We start from the raw sequence: 22,781 nt of genomic DNA, 5'->3' as shown, positions 1-22,781 counted from the left end.
CGCAGACAGGCCTCATCGGGCCACCACCGGTGCGCTCATACCCGTCTCCTGCGCCTGCTGTCGTAAAATCCCGGAATAAACCTGGGTTAGCTGTCCCGCAATCACGGACCAGTCGTAATGTTGCTTGGCCCAATGTTGTCCCCGTTCTCCCATCTGGTGCCGTCGGTCCGGGTCGGCCAACAACCCTGCTATGGCCGCTGCAAAGTCATCACAGGTACCCTTGGCGACGACCCCCGCCCCGGCAGATAGAATATCCGGTGCGATTTGCACCTCTGGCGTAATCACAACAGGTAATCCTGCTGCCATGGCTTCTGCGATCGCCATACTAAAATTCTCTGTCTGAGAAGGCAGGGCAAACATATCTGCCCCCTGTAATAGCAGCTGTTTATCCGTGCCCGTAACAAACCCAGTTAGGGTTACGGTATCTTGTAGGCCCAAAGCCGTAATCAGCCCCCTCAATTTATGGACATAGGCTGCATCGCCGGTTCCAGCCATTAGCAAATGAGCCGAACACCCTCGCTGAGTTAATTGGTGGATTACGCGCAGCAGCACATCTGGCTGTTTAACATAGTGCAGACGCGATAAAAATAGGATAATCGGCCTATTGAGAGGAATACGATAGCGCTGTTGTAGTTCCCCACGGGCGTTGGGATTAGTCGCCAAACTCTTCACCCCCAAGGGCAACACTTTTGTTGGCGCGGTAACACCATAGCGCCGCACATCCTCAACCTCCAGTGATGCCGTACAGTGAACTGCCGCCGCACTGTTCAAATGTCGCCGTTCAATCAGCCAGCTGTATAGCTGTTTTTTAGACTGACTCTGCCGCAGCGCCCAAGGGGCTAACTGTCCTTGTGTTCTCACGGTATATGGAATCTGGTGCCAGCGAGCCAGTATGCCAGCACAGGTGGGTGCATAGGAAAACAAATAGTGCAGATCCAACAGATCGTAATCTGCCGCATGCTGCCAAAGCCAACGGGTGAGCGCCACAGAAAATAGAAATTCTTTCATCGGCAAACTAAAGCGCGGTAAAAACCACACAGGCACCTGCTGGTAAAGTATCCGCTCACCCAGAGGCACGTCTAACACCTGCCCACCGTTGTCATTGGTCGTGACGATTTCAGCGTCAACACCGCAGGCTCGTAAATGACTGACCAGCCTTAGCGCCACCACCGTGGGTCCCCCCAAAGCCGGACTGAGTGATGGAATTACATGTAGTACTTTCATACAGGACTCCTCTCCTCTGATTGCCCAGGCAGCTGATCCAAGCGCGTCACCAGATAGATCGCCATCCAGCTTGGTAGCATGTAAATCGCCCCCAGGTTATAAAAGCCAGACTCAAACACACACACACCCAAGGCAGCGAGGACAACACCCACCAGTGAAACCTTGAGCTGAAAGTATGGGGTTATGGTCTCGGGTAGAGGTGTTAGCATCTGCCGCAGCACCATTGCCCACAGCGGCCCAAATACCGACACCCCGCCCACTAGGCCAATCTGGTACGTAAGTCCCAAATAGGCACTGTGGGCACTAATGAGATTCAAGGCGGCAAAAAAACGGGATTGGTCTGCCTGAAATAGCATCAACGCCTCTTCGCTACCCCAGCCATGGCCAATCAAGAACGTCCCAGGCGATGCTGCAATCCCCTGGATGAATACTGGCCACAACAAATTTAGCCGATAGCTGCTCAGTCCCGGTCGCTGCGCATTATCAAAGTTGGGGCGCAGCCCATGAACTAAACTATCGGCCAGGTTAGTCCCCCAAAAGTCGATGCTCAAAAAGAGCACCAGGCCCAGTAGCATCAATCCCAACGGGAACAGTAAATTAGCCAGCCGTAACCGTCGTAGCCCTGGCCAGCAGACTAAGTAGAAAAACACCAAGAGTCCACACACCATAACTGTTGAGCGCGCCTGAGCCAGCACCAGGGCCGTAACCAGGGTCAAACTCGGCCAAGCCCCCATCAGTCCTGGATGTTGAACATAAAACCAAATCGCCAGGGGCAGCGTCACCAGCGCCAGCGCCGTGGTTGTATTGGGGTTAACAAACAGCCCTGCCCCGGCTCCTGCAATCCAGGGAATAGCCCCCATTAGATTACCCAACAAACCAACTGCCAACAGTAATGCTACGGCAATGACAAATTTGTTGATCACCTGGACAACGGTTTGAAGGGAAATCAATAGGCTCTCCAGTCCCCAGGTCAGGGTCAGGTAGCCTAAGAAAAGCGAGCAAGCTTTGATGAGAGCTGTTTGGCGAAAATCTACAGCGGCAAGACTATGGTCACTGCTCAAATTCTCTCCTGCCCAAAAAGTGCTAATAACAATCAGTGAAAACACCCATATGGCCAGACCATCAAACTCTCTCAGCCGCCATTTCCGACTGGTAACAAGGGTTAAAAATCCATAACCAATCCAAACAAGCAGACCTAGCCACCGTCCCCAATAGGCGATGGGTCCTTGCCAAAAAATGCTGTTAATCGCTAACGCCAGTGGCAGCCAGCCCAGTAGTGGCAACCAGGTTGGTCTACGACTGTCTGAAGACTCACAGACTCCAGACAGTCGCGTCTGTTCCATTAACACAACCTCAAACCCCCTCAAACTAATGGGTTAGGATACCGCCACAGTAGCCGGTTGATTTGCTAGCTGATTTGCCTTAGTAACAAGATCGGATGCTAGGCGGCCTCGTTCAGACGGCGGCAGCATATAGTCTGGAACTGAAATGTTAAATAGCTCTAGCAATGTAGGGGCAATTTCAAGAACAGAAACACAGCTGCGACGATGGTTTACCGCCTGGGTCAGTGGATCATAAATGAGCAACAATCCTTCAGGAATATGATAAGCGCTGGCTCCGCTTTGGTCCTCAATGGTGACATTTTCTAGACCTAAGTCCAGTAGCCCGTAGGCTTGTCCTTGAATGACGGCCTGAGTTGTTTTAGATGTCACCAGATTCTTATTGTCTAGATGGACAGAAAAGAACCCGTCTGCCTTTTCGTCTACGGTCACACGAACACCCTTAATGGTTAGAGAGTTGAGCGCCTTACGGACAGATTCTCTCCAGGGGGTATTGACCCAAATGCTGGTAATCGGCAGCATTGCTTTTTGGGGTTTCCAGGCGTGATCAGGCACACCGAGGGTGCCCATCAGTTTTGCGGGCTGAGTCAGATACAGCTGTCGCAAAATCGGGTTTGCCGTCGTTGCCGATTGCCCCATGGAAGAGGTAATCCACAGCATATAACTAGGGTTTTGCTGAACAAAGTGGATCAACCGGCCCAGGAAGCGAGAAAACTGGCCCAAGGCAAAATCAATTTCATCCCGGTATCGTGCCACCCATGCCGATGAAAACCCAAAATTCTGGTAGTCCTCTGGAAATGCTGCCGCCCAGTAGCGATGCATGGCGGAGGCGACATGATTGGTAAAGCAGGTGGCAAAGTCAGGGCGAATCTCTTTGAGCTGCTTAAAAAATAAATCAAAGTGCAGAACAGCTTGATAGGTGCGGCGACGATTTTTTCGATAAGGTTTCAGACGCTCTAACCCCAGTTGTCTGACAAGCGCTACTAATGTGGACGGCAAAATCCCCAAACGTCTAACATTCGTTAACAATTCAAGGGATTGCCTCACTGGCACCATACCAGACACATTGCGTGCAGAATGACTTGCCAGGGATAAATTTAGCGCCTGAAAGCTGGATAGGTGGGCCGGTATACAATCGGGGCTAAGGGCAAAGCTATCTGGCAGATAAAAGGCATAGTTTTCCGGCTTTTGGGGTAAAGGAGAGGAATGTAGCGAACCAAGCACCCCCGTTTTCACACCATGTCGGGATAATATTTGCCAAATTGGGGGAAATTGCTGATCTAATAGAGTGAGATTTTCTCCCAAGTTAGAAATACCGTGCCTGTGAGCCGGGACGCCTCGATGGAGGGTTGGCCAGGAAATCCACGGACTCAAAACCTTGTCATCAATGTGGGTTAGATACTGGTGAAACTTCGGTAGCGCCAGCGCTAGATCCGAAGTAGGATTCTGCCGAATAAAATTATCAATTATCTTGAAAGGGACTTCATTGAGTTCGATAAAAATTACCTTTCTCGGAAATTCCACTGATTTGTTTCCCATAGCCATGGAGTCATACGGAACAAATTGAATAAAACAGAAAACTATCTGGAAATAACGGACTTACGCTTGCGCATCCCTTGATAAGCGGGCAGCCAAGTGAGCTTTTCGCAGAGCTTAGCGGGATAACGTGCCAACAGCCTCAGCAAATTCGTTGGAATGTTCTGTTCTCTACAAATTTGCAGAATTTCTTGATTATTTGTCCAGCGATTGGCTAAGCTACGATTACTTAATCCCCCTGGTCTCATGCAGACTAGGATCTCTGGCAAATAGCAATATTTCACTTGGTTGATCTTGATAAACCGGAGCAATAATTCAAAATCTGAGGCCAACTTATAGCACGTCTTAAAAAGGCCATAGTGTTCATACACCTCACGTTTAATAAAACAGCTCGGATGGGCAGGCATCCAACCCTGGGCAAATAAGTCGGGGTGAAATCGATGGGAGCGATAGATTCGAAGAATGTGATTTAGCCGACAGGGATCAATAAATACAATGTCTCCAAAAACAATATCGGCCTGGTGATGTGCGATCGCATCAACAGCTAAGCGTACAACCCGGTGATGATGGTAAAAATCATCTGAATGTAAAAAGCCAACAATATCTCCCTGGGCTATTTTGAGCCCCTTGTTCAGCGCATCATATACACCGCCATCGGGCTCAGACGTAAAATAATCAATCTTAGTTCGATAGTTGTCTATGATATCAACGGTTCCATCAACGGAGCCACCATCGATCACAATATATTGAATGTCAGGATAATCTTGTCCGATAACTGATTCAATCGTGTGGCGGATAGTTGCTGTTCGATTTTTAACTGCTGTAATGATAGAAATACGCATTCGAGTTGGTTGGCGAAAACCAGACATATCCCTTACGGGAAGTAATCAAGTCTAACTATCTGGAGAAATCTTAACTTTAATTGATAACAACTACTGCAAATAGCAAAATTCCAATATAATAAAGTCTCTTACCCCAGCGAGCGAATAGTAAGGATACTACTGTTTATCGCGTTAGTTGTCCTCAGTAATAACCTTGACTCGTACTTCTCACTCAGGCACTGTTATTGCAGCCCTGCGTTATCTACCACGCCTCATCCTATACAGACTACCGCTCTTTTTAGGGATTTCGGGGTTCATTTTTTTGTTGGCTTGCTTCAAAAGTGTCATTCAGCCTTCTCTCTATCGCGAAACCTTAACGCTTTTACTCAATCCAGATTTTCTCGCAGTACCCACTAAGTCACTGTCTGAGGGAGGGCAACGGCCCTACGTTCCACCAGAATTTCGTGACTTTCAAACAATTATTGAGCTACTTGAGAGCTATGAGGTGATTGCACCGGCCCTGCCCAAAATTCAGCGATTTTTTCCTAATGAAGACTATAAAACACTACAGAAGCAACTTACGATAAAACATCTACCCCGTAGTGAAATTATGGAGATTAGTTTTCAAGCGACGAGTTCTGAAAAAGTTGAGCAGGTCCTAGAATCCTTGGCAGAGGCTTACATACTCTATGCAAGAAAAACTAGTCTGCGTAGCATCGATCAGGCAACTGCCTTAGTAGAAGAACAACTCCCAATTGTGCAAGCGCGAGTTGAACAGTTACAGGAAAAATTAGAGGATTTTCGGCAAAGCCACAACTTTTACGAGCCACAACAACTCAGTCAGCAGCTGAGCCAACAGCTTGGCGAGTCAACGAGTGAAATGCGGACCGTCGATCTTTCCATCCGTTCTTCAGAAGCGCTGTTAAATGAACTAACCGAGCGCTTACAGGTTGATGAGAACCTAGCAGCAGCAAATGGAGTGTCTCTATATTTGCTGCTGCTAAATAGTTTAAAGTCCGAGGACCAAGAGCAAGCACGGCTAGGACTCGCTGCTCTTTCTAGCCTTGATGAAGATATTAAACATCCAGGCGATATTGTTCAGCTAGATAATGTCCTTGAATTGTTGCAAGCTGAAAACGATCTAACAGCACTGACACAGCAGAAGGAAGAATTAACGCAGGTTATACAAGAGATTAACAAAGATATCCAGATGTTAGCCTATTTAGATAACCAGTATACAGACCTACAACGCGATCTACAGATTTCAACCGATAGTTTAAATCGATTGCTTTCTGCCAGAGAGGATTTACAACTTGAGCTTGCGAAAAAAGTGCCGCCATGGGAGATCATCTCTGATGTAGAAGAACCTGATCAGCCCGTATCATCAGTACCTCGCACACTTGCTTTAGGATTATTTGCAGGCATCCTTATTGGCTCAGGAACAGTGTTAATAGCCGATCAGTTTGACGAAACGTATCGTTCAGTTGAAGAGCTTGAAAACGACGTAGATATACCTGTTCTGTTAAGCATAAGATATCCCCTTGATTCATTTAAATCACAAGAAGAACTCTATTCGTCTGCTAAGTTTCACAGTTCACATGACCTGCTAGATTCTTTTAGGTTATTAGAAACCAATCTTAAACTACTGTACCCTGACAGGCACCTCAGCACCTTAGCAATTAGTTCTGCCGATAACACTTCAACGTTGTCGGTTACACAGCACCTGACACTAGCCTTCTCTCGATCAAGCCAACGTGTGCTCTTGATAGATGCTAATCTAAGTGATTCTGTTCAGACTGGGCCATTAGACCATGACGGAAGTAAGTTAGCCGATCTGCTGGTCAACGCTGACATGATTTCTCCAGCATCAACGATTGAACTCACTGATCATCTCTCCCTGTTGCTCGCGGGGAGACCTATCAAAAATCCTATAGACTTATTTTCAGCCAACTCTCTCCAACCGCTTTTAGAAAAACTTCAAACACAGCATGATGCGCTGGTGATTGATACCCCACCTATACAAAGTTCGGCGGCGGCACGACTAATTTCTAGTCAGTTGGAGGGCTTAATACTGGTCGTTAGGATTAGAGCAGTCAAACAAAGACTGTTTCAACAATTAATTCGTGAATTGAAGCAATGCGGAATTAACATTTTAGGTATAGTAGCGATCCATTCTATGTAGACATTGAGTGACCTTAAATACTATTAGTTTATTTTTTTAAAGCTAACTGACTGCTCAACAAGATAAAAGTATTTTACTACTCTCTCTCTAAGTTGGTGGAGTAAGTACAGCCAGTATTGGTCTGTGATCTGATGGTAGTTTTTCACGTTCCTGTTGTGCTCCAAGTCGGACTTCAACATCAAATTCAGCATCAGCAACCCTTGCGCTATCGAGCCACTTCGATAACTCTGGCGATAGACCAATATGATCAAGTAGAAGAGGCTTATTCTGAATTCCTTCTACAAAATCATCAAAGAATGCACTTGCTGGAAGCGGCTGCCCTGGGTGAATGAGCGGATGTGCCAATTGTCCCTCTGGTAGCAATACGGAGCCAAATACAAGATCTACTACACTGTGTGTCAGATATCGGCGCTCAAAAAATTCAAACCCAGGACCATCATTGAGATCACCAGCTAATAAGATAAGTCGATCAGGGCTGCCATCAAAAATCTCATCTAAGTAAGTGCGAATCCGAAATGCTTCAGCACTAATCCGGCGACGATTCACTAGGGCTGCTCTAAAAAACTCAAGCTTCTCTGCTTGTGTACCATTAAATAGGTCTTCTCCATTACGCACGAACTTGCTCTTAAGGTGGCAGTTGATGAGTCGGATATTCTGTTCGTGTGCGACTAAATCAATGACTAGAGGTACGCGAGCAAAACGTGTGTCGGTTTCAAGTACTGCATCCCCATCAGTGTCTGCTTCATAGGCCTCATCTAACTTAGTAGTCATCTCGGTATTGTCGGTGGCAATAGCAATCGAGGTAACATCACGATCAGTACGAGCGGCGACTATCAGCTTCTGCGCACCTCCTGCCCCTCCAAAAACTGACCAAGTCCTTCCATTAGCAATAGGTAGAAACTGGTTTAGAAAGAGCGCTACCTCTTCCTCACCGGCTCCTTCTTGGATACAAATTACATCCGGATCTAGTCTGGACAAGACATTTGCTACTCGTTGTGCCAATGCTGGGACGTCATCAATTTGTCCTCCACCGAACCCTCTGCCAGGAAAACTTGCTCTTAGAGCAGGTGAATTTGGCGCATTATTTGGAACAAACCAAGAGTTCATGTGCTCAATATTCCAGCTGATGACTCGCACAATATCACCTCATTCTTTACTGGTCAGAGTATGGGATAACTAGGTGCATAACCTATTCTTTAGAGTAGAGCTTCTCGATCAGTTGTTCTCACTACCAAGATTTTATCCAACAGATTTGTATGCTGAAATTGCTCTTGCCGCTACTTACGAGTACACGAAAGGAATTATGCAGCATATTAGTTAACTTCTATTAAAAACTTAGCTACAGTTGATTTGATGACTTCTGTCAATTTTTTTGAATAGTCGCCTTTGGTCTGTATTGGATAAGTTCGTGACTTTGGTCATCGTACAGTTGCGATCGCACAGTCGCTCCAGTGGAGTATCGCACCCCAATCCTACCAATCCCCTAGAAACTAAAACACAACTGCAACTTCCGCGTCTTTTGTCTTACTTCCGGCAACGGCTCCGGGTCATCTTCCACTGCCGAACAATACTTCCCATAGGCACACTGCCCACATTGCTCCCCACATCTGGGCTGCCATGCTTCCTCTTCCCGCAAGCTCAACGCCAACCCACCAATCACAGACTCTACCTGCCGCCGATGTTCATAGGTCACCTCATAGGTCACCCGCTCTCCCGTTCGCAGGAATAGTAAACTCATCCGTCGCAGCAACTTTCCATAACGCTGCTCCAAGGCCAAACTATATAACCCCAGCTGCAAGTCCACCGTTTCAGCCTCAGGTAATTTCGGATTCTTCGCTGACTTATAATCAATCAGCTCCAGGCCATCCTCCAAACTATCCAATCGGTCATACCGTCCAGTTAGCCTAAACTCCAGGCCATTCACTTGGGTTAAACCCTGAATTCTGCCCTCCGTCGCCAGCGGACGCTGCATCACACCCAACGGCACAATCTCAGTTTCAAAATACCGCCAAAGAATCTGCCAGCCCTCTTCTACCTGGGCCGCAGTCAAGGCACCAATCTGATTTTCCCAGCAATAGCGTAGCCACTCCTCAGACGGCAATGGCTCTTGATAATGCCAATCCTGATACAGCTGTGCCAGGGCACCATGCAATGCCGTCCCCAAAACAGCTGCACCAAACATTGACGGCTGTTTCAAACCGTACTCATAACGAAAATAATATGCCCTGGGACACTGGGCATAGGACTTGAGCTTAGTTGCTGAGAGTAGGTATGCCATAGCCAGCATTTTACTGCTCTCATTCAGCGATGGCACAGAGCTTTATCAAGTTGTCATAAGCGTGGAGATGGTTACGAGTTCAATGCAGAGTGATACTAGAAACCTCACTCTGATTCAGAGGAATCTGGTTTGGGCACAGTGGCAATACCTAAGCTGGCGCTATCAATGGTGCGTAATTCGTCCATGACTGTAATAACTTGCCCATGATAAGTCTGCTCATCTGCTTTGATCGTGATCAATGCCTCTTGTTCAGGTTCAAGCTGAGCAACAATTCGCTCACGGAGCGTATCTTCTGTAACAGATAACTCATCAAGGAAAAGACTACCATCGGGCTCAATTGTGACGGTAAAGTCAGCAGGATCTTGCGGTTCAGAGGTGTCGGTTTTAGGTAAGTTGACGGGCAGCCCTTCTGTACGGGTCAGGAAAAGCGTCGAAATGATGAAAAATGCAAGAATTGCAAAAATTACATCAATCATCGGCAAGATATTAATCTCAAACTCGTCGTCTTGTTCGTTATCAAGAATTCGCATATTCGGGAGTTCCTACCTTATTAGCGTAGTGATCTTCGTACAGGAGCTCAAGCTGACCACCATGTTCTTGTAAAAGAGCAATCTGTCGTTTGTAAAGACCACGAAATAAATTAGCGAAAAGTAACGTGAAAATTGCCACAACCATCCCCGTTGCTGTTGACACCAATGCTTCACTAATACCGCCAGTGACCATTTCTGCATTGGAGCCAATGCCACTAATCTCAATGGCATCAAATGAGCGGATCAGTCCCAAAATGGTCCCCAACAGCCCCAGCAGCGGTGAGACTGTGATAATTGTTTGAAAAACGGTGTTAAAGCGTTTAAGCATGGGCAACTCTGCTTGAGTTGCACTTTCTAAAGCTAAACGAAACTGGTTTGGAGAGGCTTTCTCCAGTTCCAGAGCCTCCAGAAAAATGCGCGATATGGGCAGGTGGATATTTTGTCGCAAGATAGCAAAGACGTCCATCGGTTGACGCCGGTAAGTTGCCAAAATTTTCTTGACGACTTTTCGCTGACTGCGATTTACACGTACCCAGAAAATTAGCCGTTCAACGGAGAGCGCGATCGCAATTAGTGAAAATATGGTCAGTGGCCACATGACAATTCCACCGGCCTGAAAAATCTCAGTAAAAGACATAAAAACCTGTTACTACCTCACCGATTAAACAACCATCACCATTGACTTTATTGTCGTTTGGTTAGGGACATGATCAAAACGACACAGATAATGCGTCTGAGCACCATCATTAATGACAGTGAATGTCATATGGCAGCCCATTGTAATATACATAGGCACCAACTATACGTAATCAGCTTACTGGACCTAAATGATTGGACAAGCTTTATAACAAAGGCCTTGGAGCAACTTCATCCTAGCTCTCTGACGCCGTAATTATACGGATTGGCTTATTTCTTTTTTCTATCAATGGAGCTAGACTGATACAATTCGTGCTCAGCCTTAGTTGATAGAGGCTAGCAATAGCTTCTATTTACTGCTTTCATCAAGGACTCGCAATAGCTTTTACATCTGGTATGGCGCTTTCCAAATCTTGTATCGATCAGCACGCGCAGGAAGAAGCCATCACTCGCAGGTGGCTCTGTTGGGGATTAGTTTGCGCATCTGGATTACATGTGGCGCTAGTTCCCCTACTAGCCCTTAATCCGATTCCATTAAGGGATGAACCTGAGCGGATTGAACTGATTGTCACGGCTCCCACTGAATCTGAAACTCCAATAGAGCCAGAGCCAGAGCCAGAAAGGCCAGAGGAACCGGCAGCCCCACCACCCAGGGCTGAAAGGCCAGAAGAGCCGGAAGAGCCCAGAGCATTAGAAGAGCCGGAGGAGCCGGAAACACCAGAGGAGCCGGAAACACCGGAGGAGCCTGCTGAGGTGTCTGAAACCAATGATAGCCAGGAAGCTCCCGCCCCCGAACCTGCCGCCCCTGCCGCCGCCCCCACCAGAGTTGCAGCAGCAGCTGGCCCTAGTATTTCAATCCCTACAGGTAGTCCTAATGGCAGTCTCGATGGTGAAGGTGATGGGGGATCGATCGGCAGTGGAGACGGTGACGGTGACGGTGACGGTGACGGTGAGACCTCAGGTTCAGGCACTGGCGACGCCCCCGCTGCTGGCACTCAAGCAGCCGCAGGTCCAGGCACCGGGTCCAGTCGGGGAGGTGGTCAATTTGGCTGTCGTGATTGCGTCAGACCAGATTATCCCGAAGCCGCATTAGATGATGAAGTTGAGGGCCAACCCGCGATTGAATTTGAGGTAGATGCAGCCGGTAATGTCATTAATGCTCGTGTTGTTCAATCTAGCGGTAGTTCAGCGTTGGACCAGGCAGCTTTAGACGCCGTTCGACAGTCACGATTTACCTCCGGGGGACAAGGACGGGCTCGCACCATGGAAGTGGACTTTTCCATTGAAGGGTCTGAGCGGAATCGGGCCGCCCGCCGCCGCCGCGAGCGCCTCTCGGTGGAAGAACCACCCGCTCCAGTGGAAGAACCCGCACCCGTAACCAGTCAGCCAGAGACGCCAACAGAAAACCCATCATCGGAAACAGTACCGCCTAGCTCACCCAGTCCAGAGGAAGAGCCTGAGAGCGACAATACTGGTGACAACAATCAGCCAGCTAGCTCACCCGAGAATTCCAGCGATAGCAACGCTGCGCCGGAACCAGCACCGACATCGGAGACACCTGTCAGTCCTCCGGTTGAGGATGGGCCTACCCCCTCTGAAGCCGAGCCCCCCACCGCTCCACAACCTTCAGGTTCTCAACCTAGCCCCCCCCCTCCCACTCAACCAGCACCGCAGCCAACGCCGCAACCAGCACCGCAACCTACGCCCCAACCAACACCGCAACCAACACCGCAACCAACCCCACAGCCAAGACCGCAACCAGCGCCGCCACCAACCCCACAGCCAAGACCGCAACCAGCGCCGCAACCTAGACCGCAACCAGCGCCGCAGCCAGCACCACCCAGCAATCCCCAACCGGCCCCTGCCGCTCCTACTAGCGAATGAACAACCAAAAGCTAGTACCTATGGAAAAAATTAAAAATCACGTGCTTGTTCAATCGCGAACTACATTACTAACGGCAGGGTATGTCTTGGGAGTCTGGCTCTTACTCGCCTGTCTGCTGGCCAGCATTGGGCTGGGTGTGGCTGACATTGCCCCAACGGATGTCTATCAGGCCCTGGTATCTCCGGATGGTTCGACAGAACATTTGATTATTCGCACTGTGCGATTACCGCGATCAATAACAGCTCTACTAGTGGGGTCAGCGGTGGCAGTAGCGGGAGCGATCATGCAGGGGCTAACGCGAAATCCCCTGGCCGATCCTGGTATTTTAGGCATCAATGCTGGAGCAGCCCTGGCAGTCGTTATTGCTGTGTTTTGGTTTAATGCGGCATCGCTGGGTGTATATGCCGGGTTTGCTCTGGTTGGGGCAGCCATTGCAGCTGTAACCGTGTACGGGTTAGGTTCTCTAGGTCGGGGTGGGCTGACTCCACTTAATCTCACCATTGCTGGGGCAGCGTTAACCGCATTAGTCTCTTCCCTAACAACGGGGATTCTAATTCTCAGCCAGCGCACTTTAGAAGAGATTCGCTTTTGGTTAGCGGGGTCAGTGGCTGGTCGGGATATGGAACTGGTTGTTCAAGTCATGCCCTATCTTTTAGTGGGTCTGGTTTTAGGGTTAGCCTTAGGAAAACAGCTGACCACATTAAGCTTAGGGGATTCGGTCGCTAAGGGATTGGGTCAAAAGACAGTCTGGATCAAGGTACTGGCTGCTATCAGTGTTGTTTTGTTGGCCGGTGGGTCGGTTGCGATCGCAGGTCCGATTGGTTTTATTGGCCTGATTGTCCCGCACATTGCCCGCTTTTGGACAGGGGCCGACTACCGTTGGATTTTGCCCTATTCTGCCCTGTGTGGCGCAATTTTGTTGCTCTTAGCAGATATTGGGGCTCGACTCATTATTCAACCTCAAGAGCTACCGGTGGGTATTGTCATGCCACTGCTGGGAGCCCCCTTCTTCATTTATCTCACACGCTCTCAGGTGAGGCGGTAGCACTATGCAAAAAACAGAGCGGTCCCATTTTCAGTGGCTGATTGTCCGAACTGGGTTTCTGTCAGCCCGGCTGGATCGACGCGTCCCCAAAATTTTGTTGGGATTGCTGGTGGTCACTCTATTCGCCATGGTGTGGAGCGTTAGTCAAGGAGAATATCCGGTACCGCCGCTGGATGTGATCCGCACAATTTTAGGATTGCCCACAAATAATCCAGACTATGCTTTTATCGTCAACACGCTGCGCTTGCCCAGAGCACTCGTAGCCTGGGGTGTCGGTATGGCCCTAGCCATGGCGGGAACTCTCACCCAGGGCATCACCCGCAACCCGCTAGCGGCTCCTGGCATTATCGGTGTGAATGCCGGAGCCTCTTTAGCCGCCGTGAGTCTCATTGTTGCGTTTCCGGGAGCACCCATAGCATTGCTGCCGCTAGCGGCATTTCTCGGCGCTTTAACCGTTGCTGTCTTAATCTACCTGCTAGCCTGGAACGGCGGTAGTTCACCTGTCAGACTGATTCTGGTCGGTGTTGGCTTTAGTTTGGTAGCCGGTGCTTTAACCAGTTTGATGATTACCTTTGGCAACATTTATGACGTTAGTCAGGCACTGGTGTGGTTAGCCGGTAGCGTTTACGGGCGCAGCTGGGCGCAGGTGTTGGCCTTTACCCCCTGGCTAGTTGTTTTTGGCTTGTTATCGCTGTTGCTCAGCCGAGAACTGAATGCCCTACAAATGGGTGACGATGTGGCCCGTAGTTTGGGTAGTCGGCTTGAATGGCAGCGGGGCTGGTTGTTACTCAGTGCGGTAGCCCTGGCGGGTGCAGCTGTAGCCACAGCAGGGAGTATTGCCTTTGTGGGTTTGATGGCTCCCCACATTGCCCGTCAGCTGGTGGGGCCTTCCCATGAAGGGCTGTTGCCAACGGCAGCTCTAACTGGGGGCATGGTGGTAGTAGTAGCCGACCTGATTGGTCGATTGTTGTTTGCACCCATTGAACTCCCTTGCGGCATCATCACCGCTGTGATTGGTGCGCCTTACTTTTTGTATTTACTAATTCGCGATCGCAAATGACAGACCCAGCTCTCACTACCCGCAAACTTACCCTGGCCTATGACGGCAAGCCCATTATTGAGGGTCTGGACCTAGCTATTCCCGCAGGCAAAATTACAGTTCTCGTCGGGCCAAACGGCTGTGGTAAATCTACCCTGCTCAAAGGATTGGGGCGATTGCTCAAACCCAGTCACGGCATTGTTTATTTAGATAGCACCCCCATTTTTAAGCTGCCCACCAAAGCCGTGGCCAAACAGCTAGGGTTGTTGCCTCAAGGGCCTACTGCACCAGAAGGGCTGACCGTGCGAGAGCTAGTTGCCCAAGGGCGCTATCCCTATCAAAGCTGGCTACAACAATGGAGTGAGGAAGACGAAAAAGAAGTCGAAGCGGCCCTATCCATTACAGAACTTCAGGAGTTTGCCGAACGACCTGTAGACAGTCTTTCCGGTGGTCAGCGCCAGCGAGCCTGGATTGCCATGATCCTGGCTCAGAATACTCAGATTTTGTTACTGGATGAACCCACCACCTTTCTCGACTTGGCCCACCAAATTGAGGTTTTAGACCTGCTCTACGACCTCAACCAAAAAGAAGGACGCACGATTGTGATGGTGCTCCATGAGCTGAATCAAGCCTGTCGCTACGGCGACCATGTCATTGCCATGAAAGCAGGAGACGTCTGTGCCCAGGGTGTACCCCGCAATGTGATGACCGAATCCTTAGTACGCGATGTATTTGGCCTCGAATGTCGCATTGTTGATGACCCGGTAGCAGGCACCCCTCTCTGTATTCCTATGGGACGCAAGGTATTAGGAGTTGTGTGAGATACAGGCCCTGCAGACAGACTTTCACAATCAGCACGATCAGTCTGGATTTAATTCCAACGCCATCTCGTGTCTAGGATGGTCGACCCAATTCGCTGTTGAAAAGATTTTTTATGGCCAATAAGACTTGCTTATTCTGTCTGATTGCAGCTGGACACCTGCCTGCCCATATGGTGTATGAATCCCCCGATGTTCTAGCATTTTTGGATATTCGACCTATTCGAACCGGGCATGTGCAAATTATCCCCCGTGAGCACTTTGATTATTACGACACAGTACCGCTGGAGACCTTGACTGAAATTGTCAGTGTTGGGCAGCAGCTGGCACCAATCTTGAGCAACCTATTTGAGGTAAAACGGGTGGCGTTTTTGTTCACGGGCGGAGACATCCCCCATGTTCATGCCCATGTTGTTCCCATAGTGGAAGCAACTGATATCAACTCAAAGCAATATATTGTGGAGCAGGATATTACCTTTCAAGATAGACCACGAGTGCCAGACTCAGAGCTGAGTGCAACGGCAAAATCTCTACGTTTGATGCTTCAAGAGTGAGACTTTCTATGTTTGACCATATTGGATTTGTAACCGCTGATCTGGAGCAAAGCAGGCAATTTTATATCTGTTGTTTAGAACCCTTAGGCATCACGTTAATTGAGGACAATTCTACGCCTGGTGGTTCTAGCTGGTTTGTGTGCTGTTGACTAGTTCTACAGTGCGGGGTTAAATGCTGGGGTTAAGGATAATGGCGCACCTGGTAAGCGTGATGCATTCTATTATGCGGCCTATCTGATCGACCCTGATGGCAACAATGTGGAAGCTGGTTGTAGAGGGCTGGCTGGTTAGAAATAAAGCGGGAGATATCACTATTGAGAGCTTTTCCTATTAGGATGACTAAAAGCCCTTTTTTTCCTATGGTCCTCGAACTCAGTCGAAACGCATATGACGTTTTATGGACAGAAGCTGAGCAGCAGTTCAAACCAATTACCTCTGTCGATGGCCTTGAGACGATTTACAAAGTACCGCCACAGCTAGGAAAGGGATACAACCGGTGTATTGCCTTACAGCCTGGTGTAGAGCTGTGCATAGTTGACCGCACTTACCAGGATGTTGCTATTTACATTCCTGAAAATCAGCATCCGGTGCAGTTTATGGTGTATTTGTCCGGCGTTGCTGATAGCGGTGACTTTCTTTATCAAGATGCCAACTGGGGTTACGTGGGCGGTAGCGGTATCCAGAGCCCAGTGCGAACGTTTTTGCCGGGAGGGCAACATCAGTTGGGTGTGAATGTCCATATGCAGCCTCATTTGCTGGCACAGTTTTTTGGCACTTCAGACAGTGAACTGCAGTCGACGATTGAGACCCTGGTTCCAGGGAATGATCGACCACAGCAAGTCTTTTCACCCACCACTACCGGAGATATGCGGACGGTGGTACAGCAAATCATTAACTGCCCCTTTTCTGGAGTGACCAAACGACTTTATCTCCAGGGGAAAGTCTTTGAATTGATGGCACTACAGCTATCAGGGCTCACGGCCCCGATTCATCAAAACCGGGCGCTTAAGCCGGAGACCGTGGCGCGGGTGCAGCAAGCGGCGGCAATTTTGCGATCGCACCTCGAATCTCCCACGGATCAAACCACGTTGGCGCGTCAGGTGGGCGTTAGCGATCGCACCCTGCGGCGAGGCTTTAAACAGCTCTTTGGCACCACCGTTTTAGGCTACCTGATCGAACAGCGACTTTTACATGCAGAGAGACTGCTGCGCGATACGTCTCTGAGTGTTACCGAGGTGGTCCACTGCTGTGGCTATAGTAATCAGGGGCACTTTGCCGCTACCTTTAAGCGCCGGTTTGGCATTACCCCAAAACAGTGCACCATGGGCTGTAAAGGAGTCAATTAAGGGTTTGCTACACTAACGACAGGCCGCTTAATCCGGAGGTTTCTGACTATGACGCCAGCTGTTGCACCTCGGGTAATGACCATGGACGAGTACTTAGCCCATGATGAAGGCACTGATACTCGCTACGAGCTAGTCAATGGAGAACTAGTGGAAATGCCCGTTGAAAGCCAGATGAATGCCTTGATTGCCAGGTTTCTACTTCTGGAATTACTCAAGCACTTTTCAATGGAAATGCTGGCTTATAAAGATACAGAAATTGAAGTCGCCGGTAGACGCGCTAAATCTCGACTACCTGATCTGATGGTACATTCTGAGGAATCCCATGCAGCATTGGTGGGAGCCAAGCGAGCTATCCTGCTGCGAGATATGCCGCCACCGGCTCTGGTGATTGAGGTAGTTTCCCCTGGCCAGGAAAATCGAGACCGTGACTATCGCCACAAACGCACCGAATATGCTGCACGGGGCATTGAGGAATATTGGATTATCGACCCGGAAACACAGCAGATAACCGTTTGCCTGTGGGTTAATGGCCAATATGAAGACACAGTTTATGCAGGTGATACCCCGATAAAATCCACTATCGTTTCAGAATTTAACCTCAGCGTTGTTCAGATTTTAGAATTTGGCCAGAAATAAGTCCCTAACCTGGTCCGGATTCGGATCAAAGACCGGATCTGAGTAGATTCACCTAGGGCCATTTCCTTACACTACCTTCACTGCAATCAAGACTGATTGGCAACAGTGGTGTTTGGGTGAGGTTTTGACTATGGAACAAGGTTCGATAAAGCTGGCGCTGATGGCGCTTTTGTCGGGTGGTTTAGTTAGCGGGCTAGCGCTGCCTACGTGGGCGCAGGAAAATAGCCTGGTAGATACAGCAATATATGGGGCTGTTCTGGAACTCGCCCAAGCATCACCGACACAGATTACCGATGTGCGGCTAGAAGAGACCGATCCTGGTCTGCAGGTGGTGCTAGATATAGCAGAGGGTGAACTGTCGGCACCGACCACAGCGGTATCTGGCGATGCGCTTATCGTTGAGATTGAAAATGCGGTGCTGCTTGGAGACGAAATCGAGCAGTTTGAACCTGCTGCGGGAATTGCCATGGTGCAGGTGTCGGCACTATCGGGGGACCGGGTGCAGGTGGTGATTACCGGGATCGATGCAGTGCCAGTGGCGGACGTGAGTATAGATGCGGCAGGGCTGACACTAAGCGTGGTGCCAGGGATTTCCCAGGCGGGTGAGACCAATGAGCCGTTAAGAATTGTGGTGACCGGGGAGGAAGATGAAGGGTATAACCCGTCGAGTGCAAGTACGGCAACACGGACGGATACGCCGCTAAGGGATATTCCTCAATCAATTCAGGTGATACCGCAGCAAATCTTAGAAGATCAGCAAGTCACTCGCCTAAATGATGCACTGAGAAATGCACCAGGCGTAAATAGAGGGGACGTATCTCCAAGACTAGGTGGCTTTGAATCAACACTCATCCGAGGTTTTGGTGCTAATTACTTGATAAATGGCCTAGAGGACAATTTAAGCAATACTCCGATTTTTGATCCTGCCACTACTGAACGCATTGAGGTTTTAAGAGGACCGGCTTCTGTGCTTTATGGGCAAGGTTCGACAGGAGGCATTGTCAATCTAGTCACTAAACAGCCACTAAGTGAACCCTTCTATTCCGTAACAGCAGCGGCGGGTAGTTTTGACTTCTACAGAGGAGCCCTGGATTTGTCAGGTCCACTTAACAATAGCGGCACTGTCTTGTATCGGTTTAATGCAGCAGCTCAAACCACAGAAAGTTTTATCGACTTTTTTGACAGTCAACGCTATGTTCTCGCGCCTGTCCTGTCCTGGCAGATTAGCGATAACACCAACATTACCTTTGAAACAGAATACTCCCAAATTACAGAACCATTTGAGCAGGGAATTCCAGCTATCGGAACGGTTTTACCCAATCCCAATGGTGATATTCCCCGAGATCGCTATATCAGTGAGCCATCCGATACGGGACAGTATGAATCGTTCCGAGTTGGATATGATTTGCAACATCGCTTTAGCGATAATTGGCAGCTTCGCAACGCCTTTCGATTTACTGCGTATGGCATTTCGCGAGTAGGTGTGTTTAGTACTTCTTTAGAAGACGATGGCCGTACCCTTAATCGGGGAGTTCAAGATGCTAACTTTGAAGACTTAATTTACAACCTGGATACTTACGTGGTAGGAGAATTTGCAACCGGACCGATTCAACATCAGCTGGTAGCGGGTGTAAATCTCTTTAGACGAGATGCAGAAACGGTAGGTTTTATTCGCGAAGCCGACCCACTCGACCTGTTTTCCCCAGTCTACGGTCGGCCTTTCGGGGACGTAACATTCCGTTTTGACGATCGATCTAGAACGGATAATTTAGGGCTTTATGTTCAAGATCAGATTACACTGACTGACAATCTAAAGCTTTTACTGGGCGGGCGATTTGATATTGCTTATCAGGAGCAAGAAGATCGAATCACATCGACAGAAACCGATCAGCAGGATGAAGTCTTTAGTCCCCGCGTTGGTATCGTCTATCAACCAATTCCAGAAATCTCGCTGTATGGTAGCTACACTCGCTCATTTCAGCCTGTCACTGGTCGCTCATTTAATGGCGATCTATTTCAGCCAGAGCGAGGCACGCAGTATGAACTTGGGTTAAAAGCCGATATTATTGACCGACTTTCAGCGAACTTAGTCTTTTATGACTTAACTCGTACCAATGTAGAAACAGCAGATTTAGTCAACCCGAGTTTTTCGATTCAAACGGGAGAGCAACGAAGTCGGGGGATCGAGTTGAATGTTGCAGGTGAAATTTTACCAGGGTGGAACATTCTGGCAGGCTATGCTTATACAGATGCAGAGATTACAGAAGATAATACCTTTGAGGAAGATAATGGTATTGCCAATGTACCTGAGAATGCTTTCAATTTGTGGACGACCTACCAAATTCAGCAAGGAGATTTAGAGGGATTGGGCTTTGGATTAGGGCTGTTTTTTGTAGGCGACCGCCCTGGTGATCTAGCCAATTCCTTTGAAATTCCTAGCTATCTGCAGACAGATGCTAGTGTTTTTTATGAACGAGATCGCTTTCGAGCTGGCCTCAATTTTAGAAACCTCTTCGACATCGACTATTTTGTATCCGCTCGAGGTACAAGTCGTGTCACCGTAGGTGATCCATTCACAGTTGAAGCAAGCCTCTCATGGCAATTTTGAAATATGAGAATCGCATGAGGATTTTTCTGCGTCGCTTGGTGCATTGGCTATTCCTCACTGTCATTACCTTTGGACTGATATCAGCTTGTCAGCAAAAGACGAATCAAAACGCGGAGACTCAGACCTTACCGACTGATCAATGTCGAGTCGTACAACATGGATTTGGAGAACTATGTATTCCTCAGAACCCTCAAAATCTTGTTGCGCTTAATCCAGCTGCCTTAGGAAATATGATTTCCCTCGGCGTTACGCCGATAGGGAGCGTGACGGAGTACGATGACCAGTTTCCTAACTACCTAAAGAATGAAGTAAGGGAAATTCAACCAATAGGAAAAGTGGGGCAACCTAGCATAGAGAGGATCGCCCTGCTTAAACCTGACCTAATGATTGGTTGGAAGCGTAACTATGAGTCAATTTACACACAGCTTTCTAACATCTCTCCAACCGTTTTGTATGACTGGCATGAGAATAATAAAAACCAAGACAACTGGAAAGAATACTTTAACTTTGTTGCAGATATGAGCGGGCAGAAAGATGCTGCAAAGCAAGTATGGCAGCATTATGAGCAGCGTATCGAGCAACTAAAACTAGCACTGGGCAATCGCTATCAAAGCAAAACGGTTTCTTTTGTCATCTTTTGCTGTGGAGGCATCAATAGCGAGGTAGAAAATTCTTTTATAGGTTCTATTTTCAGCGATGTCGGACTCCAACGTCCAGAATCACAGCGCTATAATCCACAGGGCTACGTCACCATCTCTGAAGAGGCTTTGGAGATGGCAGATGGTGATGTGATGTTTGTTGCAGCCTATGGTGGTAACGAAATTGGTGAGCACGATTTAAATCGAATTCAGCAAACGCCGCTCTGGAAAAAACTCAACGCAGTTCAACAAAATCGTGTACATTATGTTGATCCTACTGTGTGGAGAGCACGAACACCATTGGCTGCTGATGCTATCATTGACGACTTGTTTGAATACCTCGTGAACATGCCTTAGCTTTATGCCTATTCACAATCGATGCACATTAATGAGGCATTATATGAGCGATCGCACTCCAACCAACTCCACTATAACCGATGCAAAGCTTAAGGCATAATGGCCCGTGGAATGACATCTACCCCGTTCCCCATTATGTTGACACCTACTAAAGAACTTTTAGAAGCCGCCCAAAAACAAGCCTATGCCATTGGTGCGTTTAATTTATACCGTATCGAAAGGGATTTAGGGTGAGGGCCAGCCTCAAACCTAGTCAGCCAAGAACCGCTATGGTAAATTTATTGCAACTGTTTCTCATTAACTGCCACTAGATCTGCCATGCCCCTCACTTTGAATGACTCCGACTGGCAGGACATGTATAACCAAAAAGCTGTACCTATGGTCATTGACGAGTTTGAGACCTTGAACGGCATATCAACGTCACTAGGGCAGGGGTACATTCGCAGAATCACAATGGTAGCAGGGATAGAGTTAAGCTTTTTGGACTGTCAGTACCATCAAGATTTCCAGGTTAACGTGTCTGCCCACGACCATCCGATTCAGATTTGTATCCTGCCATCGGGAACCTTGAGCTGCAATATCCACCCTGCATTTGGGAATACCCTTGGTTATTTCTCCGGTAGTGGCATTTCTCCTGGCTATGTGGAAACCTACCGCGCTGGTCAGCGGGTTAGCTGTGTCGATATTGCGATTCAGCCAGAGATGCTGAACTCACTGGTTTTAAATGACCAACAGCGACAGTGCAGGCAGATTCAGCAGCTGTTTAAGACAGACGAATGGAAGATGTCGTTTTATCCGAGGGTGACCGCTCAGGTGCGATCGCTAATTCACCAAATGCTGCACGTCCCCTATCGAGGAGCGGCCAAGCAGCTATATCTGCAGGCCAAGGTCTTTGAGCTGCTAGCGCTGCACTTGGATTTGCTGACCGAGCAGCCCAAGACTTCAGCCTCGGGTCTTAAGCCTGACACCATTGACCGCATCCACTATGCCCAGGAGATTCTGACCCAGCAGCTAGAGAATCCGCCCTCGCTATTGGAACTGGCTCAACAGATTGGGATTAGCGATCGCACCCTGCGTCGGGGCTTTAAAGAACTCTATGGCACAACCGTAATCGGCTATTTAACCCAGCAGCGGATGCAGCGAGCAAAACGGCTACTACAAGAAGGCCAGGGGACCGTAACTGAGGTGGCCCGCATAGTAGGTTATGGCCATTTGGGGCACTTTGCCGCTGCCTTTAAGCGACAGTTCGGCATCACGCCGAAGCAATGTTTAGCAGGTAAGCATACTAGCTAACGTCACAGATAATCG

The 22,781-nt window shown here is 48.6% G+C and carries 19 protein-coding genes; 11 read left to right on the top strand and 8 right to left on the bottom strand.

Annotation, left to right across the window (positions count from 1 at the left end):
- Nucleotides 1-12: 12 nt before the first annotated feature.
- The 4 genes from N836_RS58005 to N836_RS57990 are packed head-to-tail and all read right to left on the bottom strand — an operon-like array spanning nt 13 to nt 4,942.
- Nucleotides 13-1,224, bottom strand: a complete 1,212-nt coding sequence (locus tag N836_RS58005) for a glycosyltransferase (RefSeq protein WP_023074017.1) — start codon at nt 1,222-1,224, stop codon at nt 13-15.
- Nucleotides 1,221-2,567, bottom strand: a complete 1,347-nt coding sequence (locus tag N836_RS58000) for an O-antigen ligase family protein (protein ID WP_023074016.1) — start codon at nt 2,565-2,567, stop codon at nt 1,221-1,223. The genes N836_RS58005 and N836_RS58000 overlap by 4 nt, the downstream gene beginning before the upstream one ends.
- 33 nt (nt 2,568-2,600) lie before the next feature.
- The gene (locus N836_RS57995; RefSeq protein WP_023074015.1) at nt 2,601-4,109 is read right to left on the bottom strand and encodes a hypothetical protein; all 1,509 of its coding nucleotides are present in this window, start codon (nt 4,107-4,109) and stop codon (nt 2,601-2,603) included.
- Between the two features lie 35 nt (nt 4,110-4,144).
- A complete protein-coding gene (locus N836_RS57990; RefSeq protein WP_051394615.1) occupies nt 4,145-4,942 on the bottom strand; it encodes a glycosyltransferase family 2 protein in 798 nt (265 codons plus the stop codon).
- Between the two features lie 484 nt (nt 4,943-5,426).
- On the opposite strand from N836_RS57990, the gene N836_RS57985 reads away from it, so the two are divergent.
- Complete coding sequence (locus N836_RS57985; protein WP_152532194.1) at nt 5,427-7,103, top strand: GumC family protein; 1,677 nt, start codon at nt 5,427-5,429, stop codon at nt 7,101-7,103.
- Nucleotides 7,104-7,190: 87 nt separating this feature from the next.
- Here N836_RS57985 and N836_RS57980 read toward each other — a convergent pair whose 3' ends face one another.
- From N836_RS57980 to N836_RS57965, 4 genes are all read right to left on the bottom strand, one after another.
- On the bottom strand, nt 7,191-8,240 hold the full coding sequence (locus N836_RS57980) for an endonuclease/exonuclease/phosphatase family protein (protein WP_268744315.1): 1,050 nt from the start codon (nt 8,238-8,240) through the stop codon (nt 7,191-7,193).
- Between the two features lie 346 nt (nt 8,241-8,586).
- Nucleotides 8,587-9,381: a RecB family exonuclease gene (locus tag N836_RS57975; protein ID WP_036053838.1), complete on the bottom strand. Its 795-nt coding sequence runs from the start codon at nt 9,379-9,381 to the stop codon at nt 8,587-8,589.
- A gap of 104 nt (nt 9,382-9,485) precedes the next feature.
- Complete coding sequence (locus N836_RS57970) at nt 9,486-9,911, bottom strand: ExbD/TolR family protein (protein ID WP_023074010.1); 426 nt, start codon at nt 9,909-9,911, stop codon at nt 9,486-9,488.
- Nucleotides 9,898-10,548 (bottom strand): MotA/TolQ/ExbB proton channel family protein, encoded by a 651-nt coding sequence (locus tag N836_RS57965; protein ID WP_023074009.1) that lies wholly within the window; start codon nt 10,546-10,548, stop codon nt 9,898-9,900. The genes N836_RS57970 and N836_RS57965 overlap by 14 nt, the downstream gene beginning before the upstream one ends.
- 395 nt (nt 10,549-10,943) lie before the next feature.
- On the opposite strand from N836_RS57965, the gene N836_RS75360 reads away from it, so the two are divergent.
- From N836_RS75360 to N836_RS57915, 10 genes are all read left to right on the top strand, one after another.
- Nucleotides 10,944-12,431, top strand: coding sequence for an energy transducer TonB (locus tag N836_RS75360; protein ID WP_023074008.1), 1,488 nt, complete (start codon nt 10,944-10,946; stop codon nt 12,429-12,431).
- A 20-nt stretch (nt 12,432-12,451) separates the two neighbouring features.
- On the top strand, nt 12,452-13,477 hold the full coding sequence (locus N836_RS57955; protein ID WP_031293258.1) for a FecCD family ABC transporter permease: 1,026 nt from the start codon (nt 12,452-12,454) through the stop codon (nt 13,475-13,477).
- Nucleotides 13,478-13,481: 4 nt separating this feature from the next.
- Nucleotides 13,482-14,537, top strand: a complete 1,056-nt coding sequence (locus N836_RS57950) for a FecCD family ABC transporter permease (protein ID WP_023074006.1) — start codon at nt 13,482-13,484, stop codon at nt 14,535-14,537.
- Nucleotides 14,534-15,337 carry an ABC transporter ATP-binding protein gene (locus N836_RS57945; protein WP_023074005.1) on the top strand — a complete coding sequence of 268 codons (804 nt, stop codon included), beginning with the start codon at nt 14,534-14,536 and terminating at the stop codon, nt 15,335-15,337. Before N836_RS57950 ends, N836_RS57945 begins: the two co-directional genes overlap by 4 nt.
- A gap of 113 nt (nt 15,338-15,450) precedes the next feature.
- Nucleotides 15,451-15,888, top strand: a complete 438-nt coding sequence (locus N836_RS57940; RefSeq protein ID WP_023074004.1) for an HIT family protein — start codon at nt 15,451-15,453, stop codon at nt 15,886-15,888.
- Between the two features lie 359 nt (nt 15,889-16,247).
- On the top strand, nt 16,248-17,234 hold the full coding sequence (locus N836_RS57935) for a helix-turn-helix transcriptional regulator (protein WP_031293257.1): 987 nt from the start codon (nt 16,248-16,250) through the stop codon (nt 17,232-17,234).
- A 48-nt stretch (nt 17,235-17,282) separates the two neighbouring features.
- Nucleotides 17,283-17,870 carry a Uma2 family endonuclease gene (locus N836_RS57930; protein ID WP_200867440.1) on the top strand — a complete coding sequence of 196 codons (588 nt, stop codon included), beginning with the start codon at nt 17,283-17,285 and terminating at the stop codon, nt 17,868-17,870.
- Between the two features lie 130 nt (nt 17,871-18,000).
- Nucleotides 18,001-20,478: a TonB-dependent siderophore receptor gene (locus N836_RS57925; protein WP_023074000.1), complete on the top strand. Its 2,478-nt coding sequence runs from the start codon at nt 18,001-18,003 to the stop codon at nt 20,476-20,478.
- Entirely contained in the window at nt 20,466-21,473 is a 1,008-nt protein-coding gene (locus tag N836_RS57920) for an ABC transporter substrate-binding protein (protein ID WP_023073999.1), read from the top strand. The genes N836_RS57925 and N836_RS57920 overlap by 13 nt, the downstream gene beginning before the upstream one ends.
- Before the next feature lie 318 nt (nt 21,474-21,791).
- Nucleotides 21,792-22,766: a helix-turn-helix transcriptional regulator gene (locus N836_RS57915; RefSeq protein WP_023073998.1), complete on the top strand. Its 975-nt coding sequence runs from the start codon at nt 21,792-21,794 to the stop codon at nt 22,764-22,766.
- The last annotated feature ends 15 nt before the right edge of the window (nt 22,767-22,781 follow it).

This window comes from Leptolyngbya sp. Heron Island J (assembly GCF_000482245.1).
Classification (GTDB): Bacteria; Cyanobacteriota; Cyanobacteriia; order Phormidesmidales; family Phormidesmidaceae; genus Leptothoe.
Note: the sequence above shows the minus strand (reverse complement) of the source record. Positions and strands in the feature narration are given on the sequence as shown.